The organism is Deltaproteobacteria bacterium (assembly GCA_019308995.1).
Lineage (GTDB): Bacteria > Desulfobacterota > Desulfarculia > Adiutricales > JAFDHD01 > JAFDHD01.
The window spans coordinates 1-15,554 of the sequence record JAFDHD010000076.1 but is presented as its reverse complement, the minus strand read 5'-3'; the positions used below and the strand labels follow the sequence as shown (position 1 = coordinate 15,554).

Here is a 15,554-nt window from a genome sequence, read left to right as displayed (position 1 = left end):
ACCTGTTGATATAGCGGCGAAAAGTCCGAGCACAAACGCCCAGCAGATAAGCCGCCTCATCCTGAGTCAATCTTCGCTCTTGCCAACCATAGTATGCCTCTTCAAATCTCATCATCCGGATCTCCTGTAGCAACTTTGTCCGTCTCATGGCTCCCTCCTTGGATACCATATCGACCAGACAGTTTATGTGCTCTCCACACCGGGCTTCACAAGCCTTGACTTTAACTTTCAGCCTGACTATCATTTTTATTAGTTAATTTGAGCAGGTTACTAGTATGGACGATGCAGCGTCATTGACCGAACTGGAGAACCGAATCGGATATCGCTTTACCGATCGCGCGCTTCTCCGGACAGCACTCAGGCACCGCTCCTTTATTCATGAGACACACGCGGACTTGAAAGAGCGGCAAGATGCAGAGGACAACCAGCGCCTTGAGTTCCTGGGCGACGCCGTTTTATCACTGTGCATCAGTTTCCTTTTGTATCAGGCTTTTCCAGAAATGAAGGAAGGTGAACTGTCTAAGATGAGGGCCGGACTGGTGAATGAATCACAACTGGCCAGTCTAGCCAGGGACACCGGTGTCGCGCCCTGCCTGGCCCTGGGCCGCGGTGAGGAGGCTACCGGCGGCCGGAACAAAAATTCCATTTTAGCCGATGCCTTTGAAGCCATTCTGGCGGCCATCTATATTGATGGGGGGTTTGCCGCCGCGGCTGCGGTAGTCGAGCACCTGCTGGGAGACCTGGTCGTCAAATCCTCCACCCAGGACCTTTTACAGGATTATAAAACGAGACTTCAGGAGCTGACCCAAGAGATTTATAACCAGGTGCCGGTCTACCGCCTGGCTGGAACTAACGGTCCGGACCACTCCAAAACCTTTATGGTGACCCTGGTCCTTGGTTCTGAGAAATTGGCCGTTGGCCAGGGGCGGAGTAAAAAAGAGGCGGAGCGAGACGCCGCTAGATCGGCCCTGGAAATCCTTAAGAGCCGAACCGCACCGACCACGTGACTCCTTTTATTATTCCATTTTTTTTACTTCATCAGGGCTGTCCTCACCGCTGCCTTTACTGCAACCAGCACCGCTCCGGCGGACGGCGCGCGGAAACCTTAACAGCAGCCAGTGTGGCGCAGGGTCTGGAAGCCGGCCTTTCCTCGCCTCGCCGCCGCTCAGGAGTCAGGGTTGAGGCGGCCTTTTACGGGGGGACCTTCACCGCTCTGCCCAGGGACCGTCAGGCGGAACTGCTCGAGGCAGTCATTCCTTTCCTGAAACATGACCTGATCCAGGGCATACGTCTTTCAACCCGGCCCGATGCCCTGCCTGTTAACGAAATCGAGTTTTTAAAAAGCAAGGGCGTGACCATCATCGAGATCGGCGCTCAATCCATGGATGACCAGGTTCTTAAGCTCAGCCGGCGCGGCCACACCGCCTCGGACACAAGGAAGGCCGCCCGGCGGGTCAAGGCGGCCGGGCTCGGGCTGGGCCTACAGCTCCTGCCAGGCTTGCCCGGAGAGGATACAGTCAGTTTGGAATCTACCGTGCATGAGGTGATTGACCTGTTCCCGGATGAGTCCCGGCTTTATCCGGCTCTGGTTATCAAAGGCACTCCCCTGGCAGATTTATACCTTAATGGCGCATATCAGCCCCTGACGCTGAACCAAACCGTGGAAATCTGCGCCATGATGTATAAGCGCCTGACCCGGGCTGGAATCATTGTCACCCGCATCGGTCTGCAGACCAGTTCCGATCTGGAACAAGCAGTTCTGGCCGGACCGTATCATCCTGCCCTGGGCGACCTGGTCAAGGCGGAGGTATTTTACCAGGCTATTGTCCGTGCCCTTCGAGCCAAACCCCCTTTGAACGGGGAGGCCTCCGTAACCGTCTCCTGGCGCGATCTTTCACAGGCTCGAGGTCACGCGCGGTCCAATTTGGCCAGGCTATCTGCTGAATTCAGGCACCTGACGCCCAGTATCATACCGGACCCGGATCAACCCCGAGGGCAGTTTCAATGGCAGGGTGAAACTTATTCGATCTTTAAATAAAGAGGATCCCAGTCTCTGGGAGAAACTTTTTAGTAAAAAGTTTCCCCCAAAAGAAAACAAATAACCTATGACTGAATCAACACACTATTCTGGTTTTGTGGCCATCATCGGCGCGCCGAATGTAGGCAAATCCACCTTGCTCAACCGCATACTGAGACAGAAGGTGGCCATCACTTCAGCCAAACCCCAGACCACCCGCCATCGCATCCTCGGAGTCTGGACCACGCCAAACTCTCAGGTCATCTTCCTCGATACCCCTGGCATCCACCAGGCGGACAACCTGCTCAACCAGGTCTTGCTCCGCCAGGCCTTGTCCACCCTGTCAGACGCGGACCTAATCCTGTTCATGGTCGAACCGGACCGAAGACAAAAGGATCATGAACTAGTGCTGAAAGCCCTCAAAAACCAGGATCGGCCGATAATTCTTGCCTTTAATAAAATTGACCTGATCAAAAAGAAGGACCTCCTGCCATGGATGGAGAGGTACAGCCGCGAACTGCCTCTGGCCGCCCTGGTTCCCATCTCAGCGCTGACAGGCGAGGGGTTACCCGTGCTCCTCGAGGAGATCGTCAAGCAGCTGCCAGAGGGGCCGGAGTATTATCCCCCTGATACCATCACCGATCAGCCCGAGAGGTTCATCGCCGCGGAGATGATCCGGGAGCAGGTCTTCAACCTGACCAGGCAGGAAATACCCTATTCAACAGCCGTGACAATCGAGGAGTTCAACGAGGATCGTTCTGACCTGGTCCGAATCAAGGCCGTGATCCATGTGGAGAGGAACTCCCAGAAGGGAATCATCATCGGTAAAAAAGGGGAGATGTTGAAACGGATCGGATCGGCGGCCCGTCAGGATATCGAGCGCCTGACCGGAACCAGGGTCTTCCTCGAACTTTTTGTGCGGGTTGAAAAAAACTGGAGCCAAGACCGGCGCGCCATACGCCGCTTAGGGTACAGATAAAGCCAGACGCCTTGAATCAGAGATAGGTTTATATTAGCCCACTGGATGCCTGATTAATAGTCGGCCTCCCTGACCTATCCTCCTCCTCAGCCTTTCATCATGATGCAGCCTGGCAGCATTAGCCACATGGTTCTGGATGATCTTGTTAGGGTTGGAGTACAAAAATTTGTACCATGCCCGGCTTCATTAGCTTTTTTTCAAACCATAATAAAGAGGTCAGGGTATGTGGCACAAAACTTTCCGATTGAAAATTCCAGGATTGTATCGTCGCGAACACTCCTCGCAATGACATTTTGTAACAATATCAATGACGTGTCATTGCAAGCCCTTTGCGTTCACTCAAGGCAGGTTAGGTGAAATAATCTCTCCTTATGAATTCATCCAAAGGAGTATAATCAAAAGATTATTTTTCCAAACGCGATAACTGGTAAACTGAGTTCAGGCAGGGGGTCTGTTCTTTCCCCGGATGAAAGGTCAAGACCTGCTTCACGCCCTTTCAAGCTCGATCTCACTATCGTTTTATCAAGGATGGGCGCTGGTTAAGTAAAATAAGGCACAAAAAAAGTTAACCGGAACCATGGGTCCCGGTTAACTTGAGAGAGGAGAAAAGAGTGGTTAATTTGGGTTTTGGGTACAGCTTTGGAGACTGTACCTTACAGTAGAAGCAATTTTCTTGCCAACTAATAAACACAGCTCTATATTGATCGTAACATATTGATTTTTAAGAATTAATTTAATTTGAACCAGAAATATTATCAGGCTTTCTTCAAATTTTTCGGTACAAAAATTTGTACTTTCTAGGCCCGCCGGAAGCTTTACTTCTATAAGTACAAGTTTTTATTAGTTATTATTCGGTCCAAAAAATAAAACCTCGAATCAGTAGAGCCTTTTTAAGGTCCAAGGGCTTAAGAAAGGTTGTATTTCTTTAGTTTATACTGCATTACATTTTTCTTGATACCCAGGAGGGAGGCCGCATGGGCCTGGACGTTGTTGGTCCTTTTCAGGGCCTGCTCGATCATCTTTTTTTCGATTGTTTCCAGGGCTTTATTAAGCCCCATCTGAGGTGGAATGAATCTATCCAGATCAGAAAGCATCTCTGCTTCAGTTTGGTGCTGGCCTTCAGCTCCCTCACTCAGGTCTTCTGGCAGGTCTTCGGGCCGAATCGTTCGATCTGGACAGAGGATGACGGCCCGTTCGATAGCGTTTTCCAGCTCCCGGACATTGCCTGGCCAGTGGTAGGCATAGATGCGCTGCATGGCTTCCGGGGAGACGGTCAGGTCTGATCGGCCGCTTTTTTCGCCGTACAACCGCTGGAAATGGTTTACCAGTAAAGGTATATCATCGGTTCTTTCTCTCAGGGGCGGCAGATGGATATGGATGACATTGAGGCGATATAAGAGGTCCCCGCGAAATCGCTTCTCGGCCACGGCCTGCTTAAGGTCCTGGTTGGAGGCGGCTACCAGCCGCACGTCCACCTTGATGGTCTTGGTTCCGCCGACCCTTTCAAACTCCCGTTCCTGAATGACCCTCATCAGCTTGACCTGGAGGGACAGAGGCATGTCCCCGATTTCATCGAGAAAGACAGTCCCGCCGTTGGAGAGTTCGAAGCGCCCTTTCCGGGTGGCGATGGCGCCGGTGAACGCGCCTTTTTCATGGCCGAAGAGCTCACTTTCAAGCAGGCTTTCAGGCAGGGCCGCACAGTTGATGGTGATGAACCGGTTGTCTCGCCGAGCCTGGTTGCCTTGATGGATGGCCCGGGCAATGAGTTCCTTGCCTGTGCCGCTCTCCCCGGTGATCAGCACATTGGCCGGGGTATCGGCCACCTTTTCAATGAGGCGGAAGATGTCCTGCATGACCCTGGTCTTACCGATGATATTTTCAAACTGGTACCGCTGCCTCAATTCCTGGGTGAGCGCCTTATTTTCCCGGACCAGCTTGTACATGTCCAGGGCCTTGCGGATGGTCAGCATCAGTTCTTCGTTCTGAAAGGGTTTGGTTATGTAGTCAAAGGCCCCGGCTTTCATAGCCTGAACCGCTTTTTCCACGGTTCCAAAGGCAGTCATAACGATGACCGGCTGGTCCGGTCGGACCTCGTGGATCCGGGTTAGCAGCTCGATTCCGTCCATCTGCGGCATCTTCATATCGGTCAGAACCAGCTCCAGGTCCGATTCTTCAATCAATTCCAGAGCTTGCCACCCGTTCTCAGCGGTGAAGACCTCATAACCCTGCTCGGACAACAGGGTGCTCATTACCACCAGGTAGTTCTTTTCGTCATCTACAACGAGAATGGTTTCCATCTCAATTGCCTGAACAGATAGTTCCAAAACCGATATAGCTGGAAGTAAGAGGAAGCATTTTGAACAAATGACTCACAATTTTCATTTAATAACGTTTTACAAATCTTGTGTAACCGGGAGGTGGATTACCACTCGCGCCCCACCGCCTTCAGCGGGTTCGATAAAGACCTCCCCTTTATGGTTTTCGATGATGTTCCTGACAATGGACAGCCCCAAGCCGCTGCCTTTATCCTTGGTGGTAAAAAAGGGGTTAAAGATATTTTTTAGCGTTTCAGGTTCAATGCCTTCGCCGGTATCGCTAATGACCACTTCGGCCATATCCCCTTTTTGACCATTTATGCCCGTGGTCTTCACGTTGATCTGACCACCCTCTGGCATGGCCTGAATAGCATTAAGGAAAATATTGAGAAAGGCCTGATAAAGCTGATCTGGATCGGCCTGAATGACAGCCGGTCCGCCGTAACGGCGTATGACCTTGACGCCGCCCTTTTCCAACTCTGAGGATAAGTAATACAGATTCTTGTCCAGTACATCCTTGAGGCTGGTTGTCGTGATCTTGGGCACCTTGGGTCGGGCAAAGTCAAGAAATTCGGTCACGATCTGGTTGAGTCGTTTGGATTCCTGCACAATGACCTCAGCCAGTTGATTGTCCGGCTCATACTGTTTAAGCTTGCCACGGAGGATTTCAGAGGTGCTGCTAATGATACCCAGCGGGTTGCGGACCTCATGGGATACCGCAGCGATCATCTGACCCAGTTCGGCCAGCCTTTCGGATTGATACAGTTTTTCTTGAAACCTCCGGCGCTCCGCGTTCCGCTCTTCAATGATTTTATCTGCCCGTTTTACAATCTGGCGCAGCACCATAAAAAGCAGGGTCATGAACAAAAGCGAGGTCACGATACTCAGATATTGGAAGTTAACGATCTCGGCGTAAGCCTCTGTCAGGTCTTGATGGATCTCAAAAACCCCCATAATATAGTCTTCATCACCGCTGAGCAGCACCCGCCGAATGGGAGAAAAGGTCTGGAGCGTTCGGGTCTGGCCAAAGCCGCCAAAACGACCTTGGCGGGTGATCAGGGTGGAGGTGGATTTTCCTTTCAGAGCGGCCTTATAAGGCTTGGAATCCTGACCGGTGGTCTCAATCAGCTCTGAGTCCGTGCTGTAGACGATCATGCCGTCGAAGTCATAGATATTGACTCTATCAATCTTGAACCCGTGGATGGATTTGCGAACCGCCCTGTCCATGAGTTCGAACTGGAATCTTTCTCTAAGATGAACTCTGGTGTAGCCATAGGAAAGAATCGCATTGATAAACTGCTGGGATACCTGGCGATTTAAGTATCTGGCCACTAGTTCGGCGTAATCTTCGTTTTCGTCTAAAAGCATGCTTTTGGCTTGGTGGGAGATAAAGAGGCTCAGCAGCAGGGCGAAAATCAGGATGACGAAGAAGCCGCTAAATGAAAAATACCTGACAAGGCGCTGTGGCTTAACGCTTTCCTCGCCGCCCTTAGTGGTTATCTTCGGACTCGCCCTTTGTTCTTTGTCCCGATTAGCCTGGTCTATCTTCTGGATCATTGTCTGACTGACATCTTAGAGGATGTATTTCTTTTTGGGGCGAGGTCCTTTGTTGAATTCGTCCTTAAAGGACTCGTAGCCAGGCCTGCCCATGAGTCCGTAAGTGAAGCTTTTTCCCATCTCCACCCCCGGCTGATCGAACGGATCAATGTGGTAAAGATAACCGCTGGCTACGGTGGCAACTTCAAGGAGGTACATCATATAACCCATACTGGCGGGTGTAATTCGAGGCAGAGTCAGGGTCATGTTCGGGCGACCGGCCAGGGCCAGCGCGCGAGCCGTGGCTGCCTGTTCAGTCTGGATCAGTTCTCCAAGAGTATATCCGCTCAGGTAGTTCAGGTCCTTGTACTCCTTGAATATGGGCGGGATGCGGGTATCTAGCCGGTAGGACTTCTGTCCGACAAAGACGATAACTTTGTCCTGCGGGCCCTCCATATAGAGCTGGAGCTGGGAGTGCTGGTCAGTGGCGCCTATGGCCTTGACCGGTGTTTGTCCGGCCTGGACCACCCGGCCGTCTGTGGCATAGCGTTTGCCCAGAGATTCGGCCCACAGCTGGCTGAACCAGCTCGCAAACTCAGAAAGGGCATCCGCATAAGGCATCATCACCAGAATGGATCGCCCACGCCACTGCCGCAAGGCATAGGTCAAAACGGCAAATAAGTAAGCCGGATTGCGCATTATGTTGGGCTGCGAGCAGGCCTCAGATGCCTCAGCCGCCCCTTTAAGCAGCTCCACGATGTTAATGCCCGTCACCGCCAGAGGCAGCAGGCTTACCGGTGTTAAAATCGAAAAACGACCGCCAATGCCGGGAGGGACCTCAAGGGCAAGGTAGCCCTCCTGACGGACCAGCTCACGCAGCAGCCCCTGTTCCGGATCGGTGGTCACAACCACATGATCCTTGATACTTGACTTCCCCAAACTGCGGCGCAGCCGGTCGTGAACGATCATGAATTGACTTATGGTCTCGGTCGTGGTCCCGGATTTGCTGATAATATTGAAGAAAGTGCGCCTGGGATCAACAAAGTTCAATAGCGTCGTCAGGCTCTCCGGATCAATATTATCGGCTACAAAAAGTCTGGGGAAACGCCTTTTGGATGAGTCCAGGAGGTTGTGATTCTGAGGGCTTAAGGCTGTAAACAGGGCCCGAGTACCCAGGGCGGAGCCGCCGATGCCTAAGACCACGAAATTTTCCGTTCGTTTCCTGATGTCTTCTGCCACGCGTCGGATTGATTTAAGCTCCTGAGTCTGGAAAGGCAGGTCTAAAAAAGGCAGCTCTCCATTTTTACGCCGCTGCACCAGGTCCTTGTGAACCGCGGCCATTTCTGGCTTCAGCTTGTTGATCTCCCCCAGGGTCAACCCATTCTTCGACTTCAGAATATCGGCCATGACGTTGTTAAAGTCCAGCTCAATCTTGGGCTCTTTTGGAACAGATTTTTTGTTGGGCATCTCCTTACACCTCAATAAAACAAGCTCACGTTACCTTACCTTATGCACCGCCCTCGCCGGGACCCTGCCCCGAAGAGAACTATTACTGGCTCCTCTTGGACTTAAAAATTATCTGTTTTTTTTGAGCAAACTACTAGCAGTAGAAGCCACTTCACAGGCCATTAAAATATGACCCTTGACAACACCAGAATATGATTATAGTCTTTTTTTAACAATTTGTCACGAGTTGTTCCCAATGCTCGATAAAACCCTCGATCAAATAGCCGAACGAATCCTCAGCCTGGATGAGGCTTCCCTCACCCAGCTGCTTCCGCATTACAAGAAAACCATGGAACAATTCAAGCCAACCAAAGATTGGGAAAAATCTGTGATCATCTTTTTTCTCATTAATTCAGTCCGGGTGAAAAACTCTCTGTTTAATGAAAATATCTTGAAAGCGAAGCAGGATAAGCCCAAAAAGAAAAAAGAGCCTTCCCTCAAACTGGTTAAGTCTTAACCGAATCATAAAACACATTATGAAATTAAAATTGAAGGTCAACTACAGCGCAGGCAGACCTACCAATCAGTGCGGCATACTGCTGAAGAGTTGCATTTTTTAGTAAAAAATAAAGGCTATTATGCCCTTTTCATCTTTACCAGAGAAGGATACCAGGATTTAGGACAAAGACGATAAGGTAATAATTATTACCTTAGTCCTTTATCTCCATATATCGTTAACCAGGACACCCCATGTCGCGTCCTCAGTCTGATCACTTCCCGTTCTCTGGCTTGGGGTTCTGCTTCAGGGCGCCAGGCCTGGCCGCGCCGGTCTGCTGGCCTTTGTCGCCAGCCAGACGCCGCCGCCACTCGGCCAGCCTTTGGACGATGGCTTTTTCCCGGCCGCGGTCCGTCGGGAAGTAGTACTTTCTGCCTTTGAGCTCATCAGGCATGTGTTCCTGCCAGACGATGGCCTCATCATTGTCATGGGCATAACGATAGCCCCTTCCATAACCCAGGTCCTTCATCAGCCTCGTCGGAGCATTCCGAATAGAAAGAGGCACTGGCAGGGTGCCTTTCTCCCGGGCATCGGTCAAGGCAGCTTCATAGGCCATATAGGCCGCGTTGGACTTCTCTGCCGTGGCGAGATAAAGAGCTACCTGGGCCAGAGCCAGGTCCCCCTCGGGCGATCCCAGGAGCTGGTAAGACTCCAAAGCGCTGGTCGCCAGGATTAAAGCCACCGGGTCGGCGTTTCCTATGTCCTCGGAGGCAAAACGGATCATCCGCCTGAGCAGGTACAAAGGGTGCTCTCCAGCTAAAATCATGCGGGCCAGCCAGTACAGGCTCGCATCTGGATCTGAGTCCCTCAGGCTCTTGTGCAGGGCGGAAATCAGGTTGTAGTGCTCTTCCCCGGCCTTATCGTAGCGCAGGCTTTTCTCCTGAAGGGCCTCCTCCACATCCGCCAGCCCCACCCGGCGCTCACCGTTCTCCGGCCGGGTGATCATGACGGCCAATTCCAGGGCGCTCAAAAGGGTCCGCGCATCACCGTCAGCCGTGCTCAGCAAGAAGGCTCGCGCTTCCGGCGTCAGCACGGCCCCGGTGCTTCCCAGGCCCCGCTCACTGTCGCCTAAAGCCCGGTCAAGGAGGACGGCCAGGTCCTTTTCTTTCAGGGAATGAAGGACCAACACCCGCATCCGGGAAAGCAGAGGCGGGGTGACCTCAAAGGAGGGGTTTTCCGTGGTCGCCCCGAGAAGGGTTATCAGGCCGCTTTCCACATGCGGCAGAAAGGAGTCCTGCTGGGCCTTGTTGAAACGGTGAATTTCATCTACGAAAAGCACCGTCTTCAGGCGGGCAAACTTCTGATTCTCCCGAGCCTGCGCAATGACCTCCCGAACCTCCTTGACCCCGGCAAGAACCGCGGAAAAAGCGATGAACTCGGCCTGAGCCGCCTGGGCCACCAGCCTGGCCAGGGTGGTCTTGCCCGTGCCTGGCGGTCCCCAGAAAATTATGGAAACCATCTCCCCGGCTTCGACCAGCCTGGAAAGGATCTTGTCCGGGCCGATCAAATGCGACTGCCCCACGAATTCATCCAGGGTTCGCGGCCGCATCCTCTCGGCCAGAGGCGCGGCCAGGTTCTTGGACTCGTTTTGCGAGAATAGGTCGGCCATTTTTATTTTATCTCCCGCGTGGGCATGGTGTCCTACGGGCCTAAGGTCTTAATTCTATCATAAAATCCCTAATATTTATAATAGATTAAAAATTAGGAGCTGTAGGTCAGGCTGCGAAGCTCCCTGGCATTCATTTAAAAAAAACTCCCCTCATTTCAAAGCCAGATTATAAATCAGGATAGAATAGCCCACCTGGGCGTCGGGCTGGCGGTCTCTCAGCCAGGCAAAGGTCTGGGGCTGGATCCACACCGCCGGGTCCACATAGGTCAGCGGGTAAGGCAGGCCCATGACCAGGTTGGCGCTCACGGCCAGGGGGGCATCGGTCGGTTCATCCGCGGCGATCTCAAAGTTAATGCCATACAGCTTCGGGTCTGCGTGCCCGAAGTAGGCCAGCTTGATTTTCTTCAACCCCTGCTCGTCCATGAAGGTCTTGAGGTATTTCAAGTCCTGTCCCCAGTCCAGGTTTGAGTCCAGCAGGTGAAAACGGGCCTTGCCTCGGCTGGTGAAAACCGGGTTGAAATAAGCTAAGTAGTGCGGAAAGGCCAGCAGGCTGTCCACGAGAAAAAGCCCGATCAGGGCCACGGCCAGGACGCGCCTGTACAGGTGGGGTTCCAGTCTGAACCGGCCCAGAGAGCCCAGGAAGATGAAGGTCAACGGCAGGGCTGGCAGGAGATACCGCAGACCGACGTTGATATGATTAAAAAACGACAGGACCACCCAGAGGAGCATGGCCGGAAGCCAGAGGTAAACCACATTCCTCCAATCACGAAACCTTGACCAGCCCCATAGTCCCAGGGCCAGAACCAGAGCGATCTCCAGGGCCAGAGGCGTCTTTAGCAGCCAGGCATAGGTGAAATAATACCACCAGCCTTCCTGGCTGAAGCGGCCGTTTAAATAATTGGGAAAGACGCCCTGGCTCACGTCCCGCTGCTGGCGGTCAAAGCCTTCGAGATAATCCTGTGGCGCCGGCCAGGAAAAGGCGCTCAAAGGACTCGCGGCTAGCCCTTGAAAGAACTGGCTGCTGACAGGCATGCGGCGAATATCGGTCGGCGTCTTGCGGAACCCATACCCCACGTTTATGACCAGCAGGGCGACCAAAAAGGCCGCCATCAGTCCGGCCAGACCTCGAACAATAAAGGACTTCCTTTGATCTGCCGGGTGCAGCGCGATTTCCAGGATAAATAAAACCACGAAAAGAGGCAGCAAGAGCAACCCGGTGAATTTGGTCAGATTCGCCAACCCCAGGGAAATCCCGGCCAGAACGGCCAGCGCGATTCCCGGCCGTTTAAAAAACCGCCACAGGAGGAAGAGAGTCAGGGTAAAGAAGAGGGCCAGACCCAGGTCCGGGGTTACCAGCCGGGCATGAGCCAGCAGGTTGGGGGAGATGGCGTATGCCAGCAAGGCGATCAGGCCGCCTCGCGAACCGAAAAGCGCCTGGGCCCAGAAAAAGACCACCAGCCCCAGGCAGGCAGAAAGAACGAGGTTGGGCAAACGCCCGTAAATAAAGAGGTCGTGATACCGGGCCGCATTGTCCCGCATAAACTGCGTGCCATATATCCAGGGCCGCCAGTCACCGGCCGCCTCAAACCTTTCTTCGCTCTGAACCTCGGCCCCGGCGGCCAGGAGTGTCCAGCCGCACCAGAGTTTGATCAGGGGCGGGTTCTTGCCATAAAGCGAAAAGTCACCCGTCTTCAGATAAAAAGCCCCGGCAGGCAGGTGGGCGAATTCATCCACGGTGGGTGATTTATCCTTGAGGCTGAAAAAGCCCAGACCGAAGTGAAGGATTAGAAGCAGGGCCACGGTCAGGGCGAGCCAGATTCTCAGGGGCCTTAATTCTGCCTCTTCAGGATTCCCTGTCGTTCGAATCATTGTCTGGCCGAGTCGGCTCTTATTTCGAGAAGAGGCCATGCCTCAATCTTTCAACCGCCTGCGGATCTCGTCCGGCGTGCCCAGCGGCCGCAGGTCCGGGTCATCAGGCGCCTGGCGGGCCAGATCGGGCCTGAGCCGCGCCGCGGCCTTAAGGTGTGACCAGGCTTCATCCAGGAGATTCAATTGAGCCAGCACACAGGCCAGGTTATACCAGGCTTCAGCTTCATCAGGCCGGAGGGCCAAGGCCTTTTTATAAGCGGCCCTGGCCTCGGTGTAGCCGTGCCGGGAGTGAAAGGAGAGGCCCAGGCCTGTATAGGCTCTGGCTGCGTTCGGATTTTTCTCAATGGCTTTTTTAAAGACATCCTGAGCTCTCTCATAATGGCCCAGGTCCAGATAAATTTTGCCCAGGTTCAGGTAGGCCGGGATGAAATCAGGATTAGTGGATATGGTCTGCAAATACTCTTTTTTGGCCTGATCATATTTCTCCTGAGCCAGGTAGGCGTTGCCCAGGTTATAGCGGGCCGGGGTATATTCCGGGTTGACCTCAAGGGCCTGCTCAAAATAACTCACCGCCTTTTGATCCTGCCCGGCCCGGGAGGCGGCAATACCTAAGGCGGTGTAAGGGTCGGCAAAGGTCTGGTCAGGGGAATAGAACGGCCAGTGGCAGAAGACCAGGAGCATCGCCACCGGGATCAAGGCAAGCGTCAGAGGCCGCCATTGCCTGGCCCGGACACGGTCATAGACCCACCAGATCAATACCGCCGCGCCGCAAAAAAGCAGAGGTATGACCGGCAGGCGGTAACGGGCAGCCATGTGAAAAGGCACAATCGAGACAAGATAGCCCAGGAAAAAGAGCGCAGGCAAAAAGAAGCGGCCACGGTCCGGCCAAGGCAGGGCCAGTCCCACCAGACCGAGAGAAACCGTCAGGCCAAAAGAAAGCGGCAGCCATTTGAGGAAAGCGGCCTGCCTCCTGGCAAAATAGTAGTTGTAGTTATCCGGAATCTCAAAGTTGTTAAAAAACATGGCCGTCTTGTGACCCAGGAGTTTCAGGGCCCGGCCCGGATTTTCCCGTATAAACTTCAGCCCTTGCCTCATCCAGAAGCTGGAGACCTCAGAGGGTTTCATATCCTTGAGGCCGGTCAGCCGCAGGGCCTCCTGCCTGAAGTCTTCTTCCTCGTATCGAGGCTCCAGGCGAATGTGTTTCGGGTTTTCAAAAAACCCCCAGGCGCGCGGATTGTTGCCAATATAAAAATTCTGACCGGCCTGAGCCGTGATCAGGATCAGGTCCCGGCCCACGACCCAGTTGCGGATAGTGACCGGGACCATGATCAGAATAAGACCCAGGATAAAGCATCCGAGCGCGACCAAACGGCCTGAAAGATTGGATCGCGAGGCAAAGATGATCCATGTCGCCACCAGGGGCGCGATGAGCAGCAGATTGCCTCTGGTCAAAGTCGCCAGCCCGAAGATCGCCCCCGCTGGCAGCCAGGACCAGGACCGCTCTCTCACGGCCGCCCAGAATAAGACCGCCAGAGAGAGACAGACCAGAAAAAGCCCTGGACCGTCCTTGGCAATGAGCCCGTCATAAAAACAAACCAGCCCGTAAAGGAGAAACAGAACCCCGGCCAGGACCCCGACGCGCCGTCCTCCAAGGTGCTTCCCCATGAGATAGATCAGGACGGCGTTTAAGGAGCCGAGGATGATCTGAATCAGACGCACCGGGAGAGTGCCTGTGCCGAAGATTTTATAGATCAGGGCCAGAAAGTAAGGATAAAGGGGGTCCTGGTAAAAGACGCTGCGCCCCAGCCAGTCTCCACCAAGGATTTCACGCGCCCGGGCGTCATACGCCTGGGAGTCAAGGAGCAGGGTCTCAAAGTAAGCCTGCCCTTGAACCTGGGCCAGGAAAACCAGACGAATGACCAGAGCCGCCGCAAAAAGCCCAAGCGGATAAAGCCAATCTTTATGATTTTCTTTTGGCATAATGGTTTCTGGAGTATAGCTCAGACCGAACATCTATGGCAACCAGGGCTGGAGAATGCCTTGTAAACAAAAATGATTATGAGGCCAATTTCCTGTAAACTCCCCTTTAAAAAGGGAAGTAAAAAAAGGAAGGTTTTTTCAATCATGAGATCATTTGAAGAGGGAAATAAAAAATTCCCCCTTTTCTAAAGGGGGATTGAGGGGGATTTTTTAACAGCTTTTTTTATCAACCCCATCAGGCATATCCTCAATCGGGATGTATTATTCGGCGCCTTCTCCTTCTTCAGCTATGTTTTAAAAAGTTTTACAGCCATAGAGGAGCCAATTGCGTTGTATGTAACCGGTTGAAATTGGTAGTCATCGAGGAGTGGTTAAATTAATTTTACCCCAAATATACATACAGAGAGGGTATTTTTACGGGATTTGAGGTTATTTATTAGAAATTGACCCCAAAAAAGGTAAGCGTCCTTAAGTAATTGATGTTATAATGGTTTTGCTAAAAAAAACAAAAAACATCAAACAGGACGCTTATGGCAATCATACCACAAAAGAGATTATTTGGCTGGGAAGAAATTGACGAATTAGGAGATTTAGAACGGCTGCGATTAGTTTTGGAGTATCTCCCTGATGAGAAGCTAATGAAGGTTATTGAGAAGGACCGTGGCCGTGGCCGGGATGATTATCCTGTCCGAGCGGTATGGAATTCGATATTAGCCGGGATAGTTTTTCAGCATGAATCAGTGGAAAGTCTGCGCCGTGAGCTAAAGCGGAACGCTCAGTTGCGCCAGTTGTGCGGTTTTGATCCGCTAAAGGGCCAGAAAGCGGTTCCGCCTCCCAGTGTGTACACCCGATTTTTAAAGGGTCTATATCTTCGCCAGTCTTTCATTGATACTATTTTTGACCAGTTGGTGGATGAGTTGCGAAAGATATTGCCTGATTTTGGGCAAAACTTGTCCATAGACAGCAAGGCCATAGCCAGTCATAGCCGCGGCCGCAAGAAGAGAGAGGAACCGAAGACAGAAGACGGCCGCTTAGAAAGTGACGCGGACCTGGGTGTAAAGACTTACAAGGGCCAGCATAAGGACGGTACCCTTTGGGAGCGTGTGAAAAGTTGGTTTGGCTTTAAATTGCATCTTATGGTGGATGCGGATTACGAGTTGCCAGTGGGCTATGAAGTCACCAAGGCATCTGTAGCCGACATCACTGGAGGCAAGGCCTTATTGGCTGATGTGGAGCGGCGTCATCCT

12 protein-coding genes are annotated in these 15,554 nt (G+C 52.7%); 5 read left to right on the top strand and 7 right to left on the bottom strand.

The annotated features are described in order from the left end of the window. Nucleotides 1–148, bottom strand: a 148-nt coding sequence (locus JRI95_12020; protein MBW2062272.1) for a hypothetical protein, incomplete at its 3' end; no start/stop codon positions are given. Between the two features lie 127 nt (nucleotides 149–275). Between JRI95_12020 and rnc the strand changes: the two genes are divergently transcribed. The 3 genes from rnc (at nucleotide 276) to era (ending at nucleotide 2,996) form a co-directional block, all read left to right on the top strand. After that, a complete protein-coding gene (gene rnc, locus JRI95_12015) occupies nucleotides 276–1,007 on the top strand; it encodes a ribonuclease III (protein MBW2062271.1) in 732 nt (243 codons plus the stop codon). Then, nucleotides 1,004–2,038, top strand: a complete 1,035-nt coding sequence (locus JRI95_12010) for a radical SAM protein (protein ID MBW2062270.1) — start codon at nucleotides 1,004–1,006, stop codon at nucleotides 2,036–2,038. Before rnc ends, JRI95_12010 begins: the two co-directional genes overlap by 4 nt. A 67-nt stretch (nucleotides 2,039–2,105) precedes the next feature. Beyond that, on the top strand, nucleotides 2,106–2,996 hold the full coding sequence (gene era, locus JRI95_12005; protein MBW2062269.1) for a GTPase Era: 891 nt from the start codon (nucleotides 2,106–2,108) through the stop codon (nucleotides 2,994–2,996). Nucleotides 2,997–3,901: 905 nt separating this feature from the next. On the opposite strand, the gene JRI95_12000 is transcribed toward era, so the two are convergent. The 3 genes from JRI95_12000 to JRI95_11990 form a co-directional block, all read right to left on the bottom strand. Continuing rightward, on the bottom strand, nucleotides 3,902–5,293 hold the full coding sequence (locus JRI95_12000; protein MBW2062268.1) for a sigma-54-dependent Fis family transcriptional regulator: 1,392 nt from the start codon (nucleotides 5,291–5,293) through the stop codon (nucleotides 3,902–3,904). 96 nt (nucleotides 5,294–5,389) lie between these two features. Next, complete coding sequence (locus JRI95_11995; protein MBW2062267.1) at nucleotides 5,390–6,868, bottom strand: two-component sensor histidine kinase; 1,479 nt, start codon at nucleotides 6,866–6,868, stop codon at nucleotides 5,390–5,392. 15 nt (nucleotides 6,869–6,883) lie between these two features. Further along, nucleotides 6,884–8,314 carry a glucose-6-phosphate isomerase gene (locus JRI95_11990; protein MBW2062266.1) on the bottom strand — a complete coding sequence of 477 codons (1,431 nt, stop codon included), beginning with the start codon at nucleotides 8,312–8,314 and terminating at the stop codon, nucleotides 6,884–6,886. A gap of 235 nt (nucleotides 8,315–8,549) precedes the next feature. On the opposite strand from JRI95_11990, the gene JRI95_11985 reads away from it, so the two are divergent. Continuing rightward, nucleotides 8,550–8,810, top strand: a complete 261-nt coding sequence (locus tag JRI95_11985; protein ID MBW2062265.1) for a hypothetical protein — start codon at nucleotides 8,550–8,552, stop codon at nucleotides 8,808–8,810. A gap of 253 nt (nucleotides 8,811–9,063) precedes the next feature. Here the strand turns inward: JRI95_11985 and JRI95_11980 are convergent, their stop codons facing one another. The 3 genes from JRI95_11980 to JRI95_11970 all read right to left on the bottom strand — a co-directional run bounded on the left by JRI95_11980 (nucleotide 9,064) and on the right by JRI95_11970 (nucleotide 14,307). Next, nucleotides 9,064–10,458 carry a replication-associated recombination protein A gene (locus tag JRI95_11980; GenBank protein ID MBW2062264.1) on the bottom strand — a complete coding sequence of 465 codons (1,395 nt, stop codon included), beginning with the start codon at nucleotides 10,456–10,458 and terminating at the stop codon, nucleotides 9,064–9,066. Nucleotides 10,459–10,608: 150 nt separating this feature from the next. Further along, nucleotides 10,609–12,366, bottom strand: coding sequence for a glycosyltransferase family 39 protein (locus JRI95_11975; GenBank protein MBW2062263.1), 1,758 nt, complete (start codon nucleotides 12,364–12,366; stop codon nucleotides 10,609–10,611). 3 nt (nucleotides 12,367–12,369) lie between these two features. After that, nucleotides 12,370–14,307 carry a tetratricopeptide repeat protein gene (locus tag JRI95_11970; protein ID MBW2062262.1) on the bottom strand — a complete coding sequence of 646 codons (1,938 nt, stop codon included), beginning with the start codon at nucleotides 14,305–14,307 and terminating at the stop codon, nucleotides 12,370–12,372. Nucleotides 14,308–14,837: 530 nt separating this feature from the next. Between JRI95_11970 and JRI95_11965 the strand changes: the two genes are divergently transcribed. Next, the coding region (locus tag JRI95_11965) for a transposase (GenBank protein MBW2062261.1) at nucleotides 14,838–15,554 on the top strand (717 nt) is incomplete at its 3' end.

Bases quoted from the DNA above. Each gene is read 5' to 3' on its own strand.
- JRI95_11975 (MBW2062263.1), bottom strand. From the start codon at position 12,366: ATGGCCTCTTCTCGAAATAAGAGCCGACTCGGCCAGACAATGATTCGA.
- rnc (MBW2062271.1), top strand. From the start codon at position 276: ATGGACGATGCAGCGTCATTGACCGAACTGGAGAACCGAATCGGATAT.
- JRI95_11985 (MBW2062265.1), top strand. From the start codon at position 8,550: ATGCTCGATAAAACCCTCGATCAAATAGCCGAACGAATCCTCAGCCTG.
- JRI95_11980 (MBW2062264.1), bottom strand. From the start codon at position 10,458: ATGGCCGACCTATTCTCGCAAAACGAGTCCAAGAACCTGGCCGCGCCT.
- JRI95_11990 (MBW2062266.1), bottom strand. From the start codon at position 8,314: ATGCCCAACAAAAAATCTGTTCCAAAAGAGCCCAAGATTGAGCTGGAC.
- era (MBW2062269.1), top strand. From the start codon at position 2,106: ATGACTGAATCAACACACTATTCTGGTTTTGTGGCCATCATCGGCGCG.
- JRI95_11995 (MBW2062267.1), bottom strand. From the start codon at position 6,868: ATGATCCAGAAGATAGACCAGGCTAATCGGGACAAAGAACAAAGGGCG.
- JRI95_11970 (MBW2062262.1), bottom strand. From the start codon at position 14,307: ATGCCAAAAGAAAATCATAAAGATTGGCTTTATCCGCTTGGGCTTTTT.
- JRI95_12000 (MBW2062268.1), bottom strand. From the start codon at position 5,293: ATGGAAACCATTCTCGTTGTAGATGACGAAAAGAACTACCTGGTGGTA.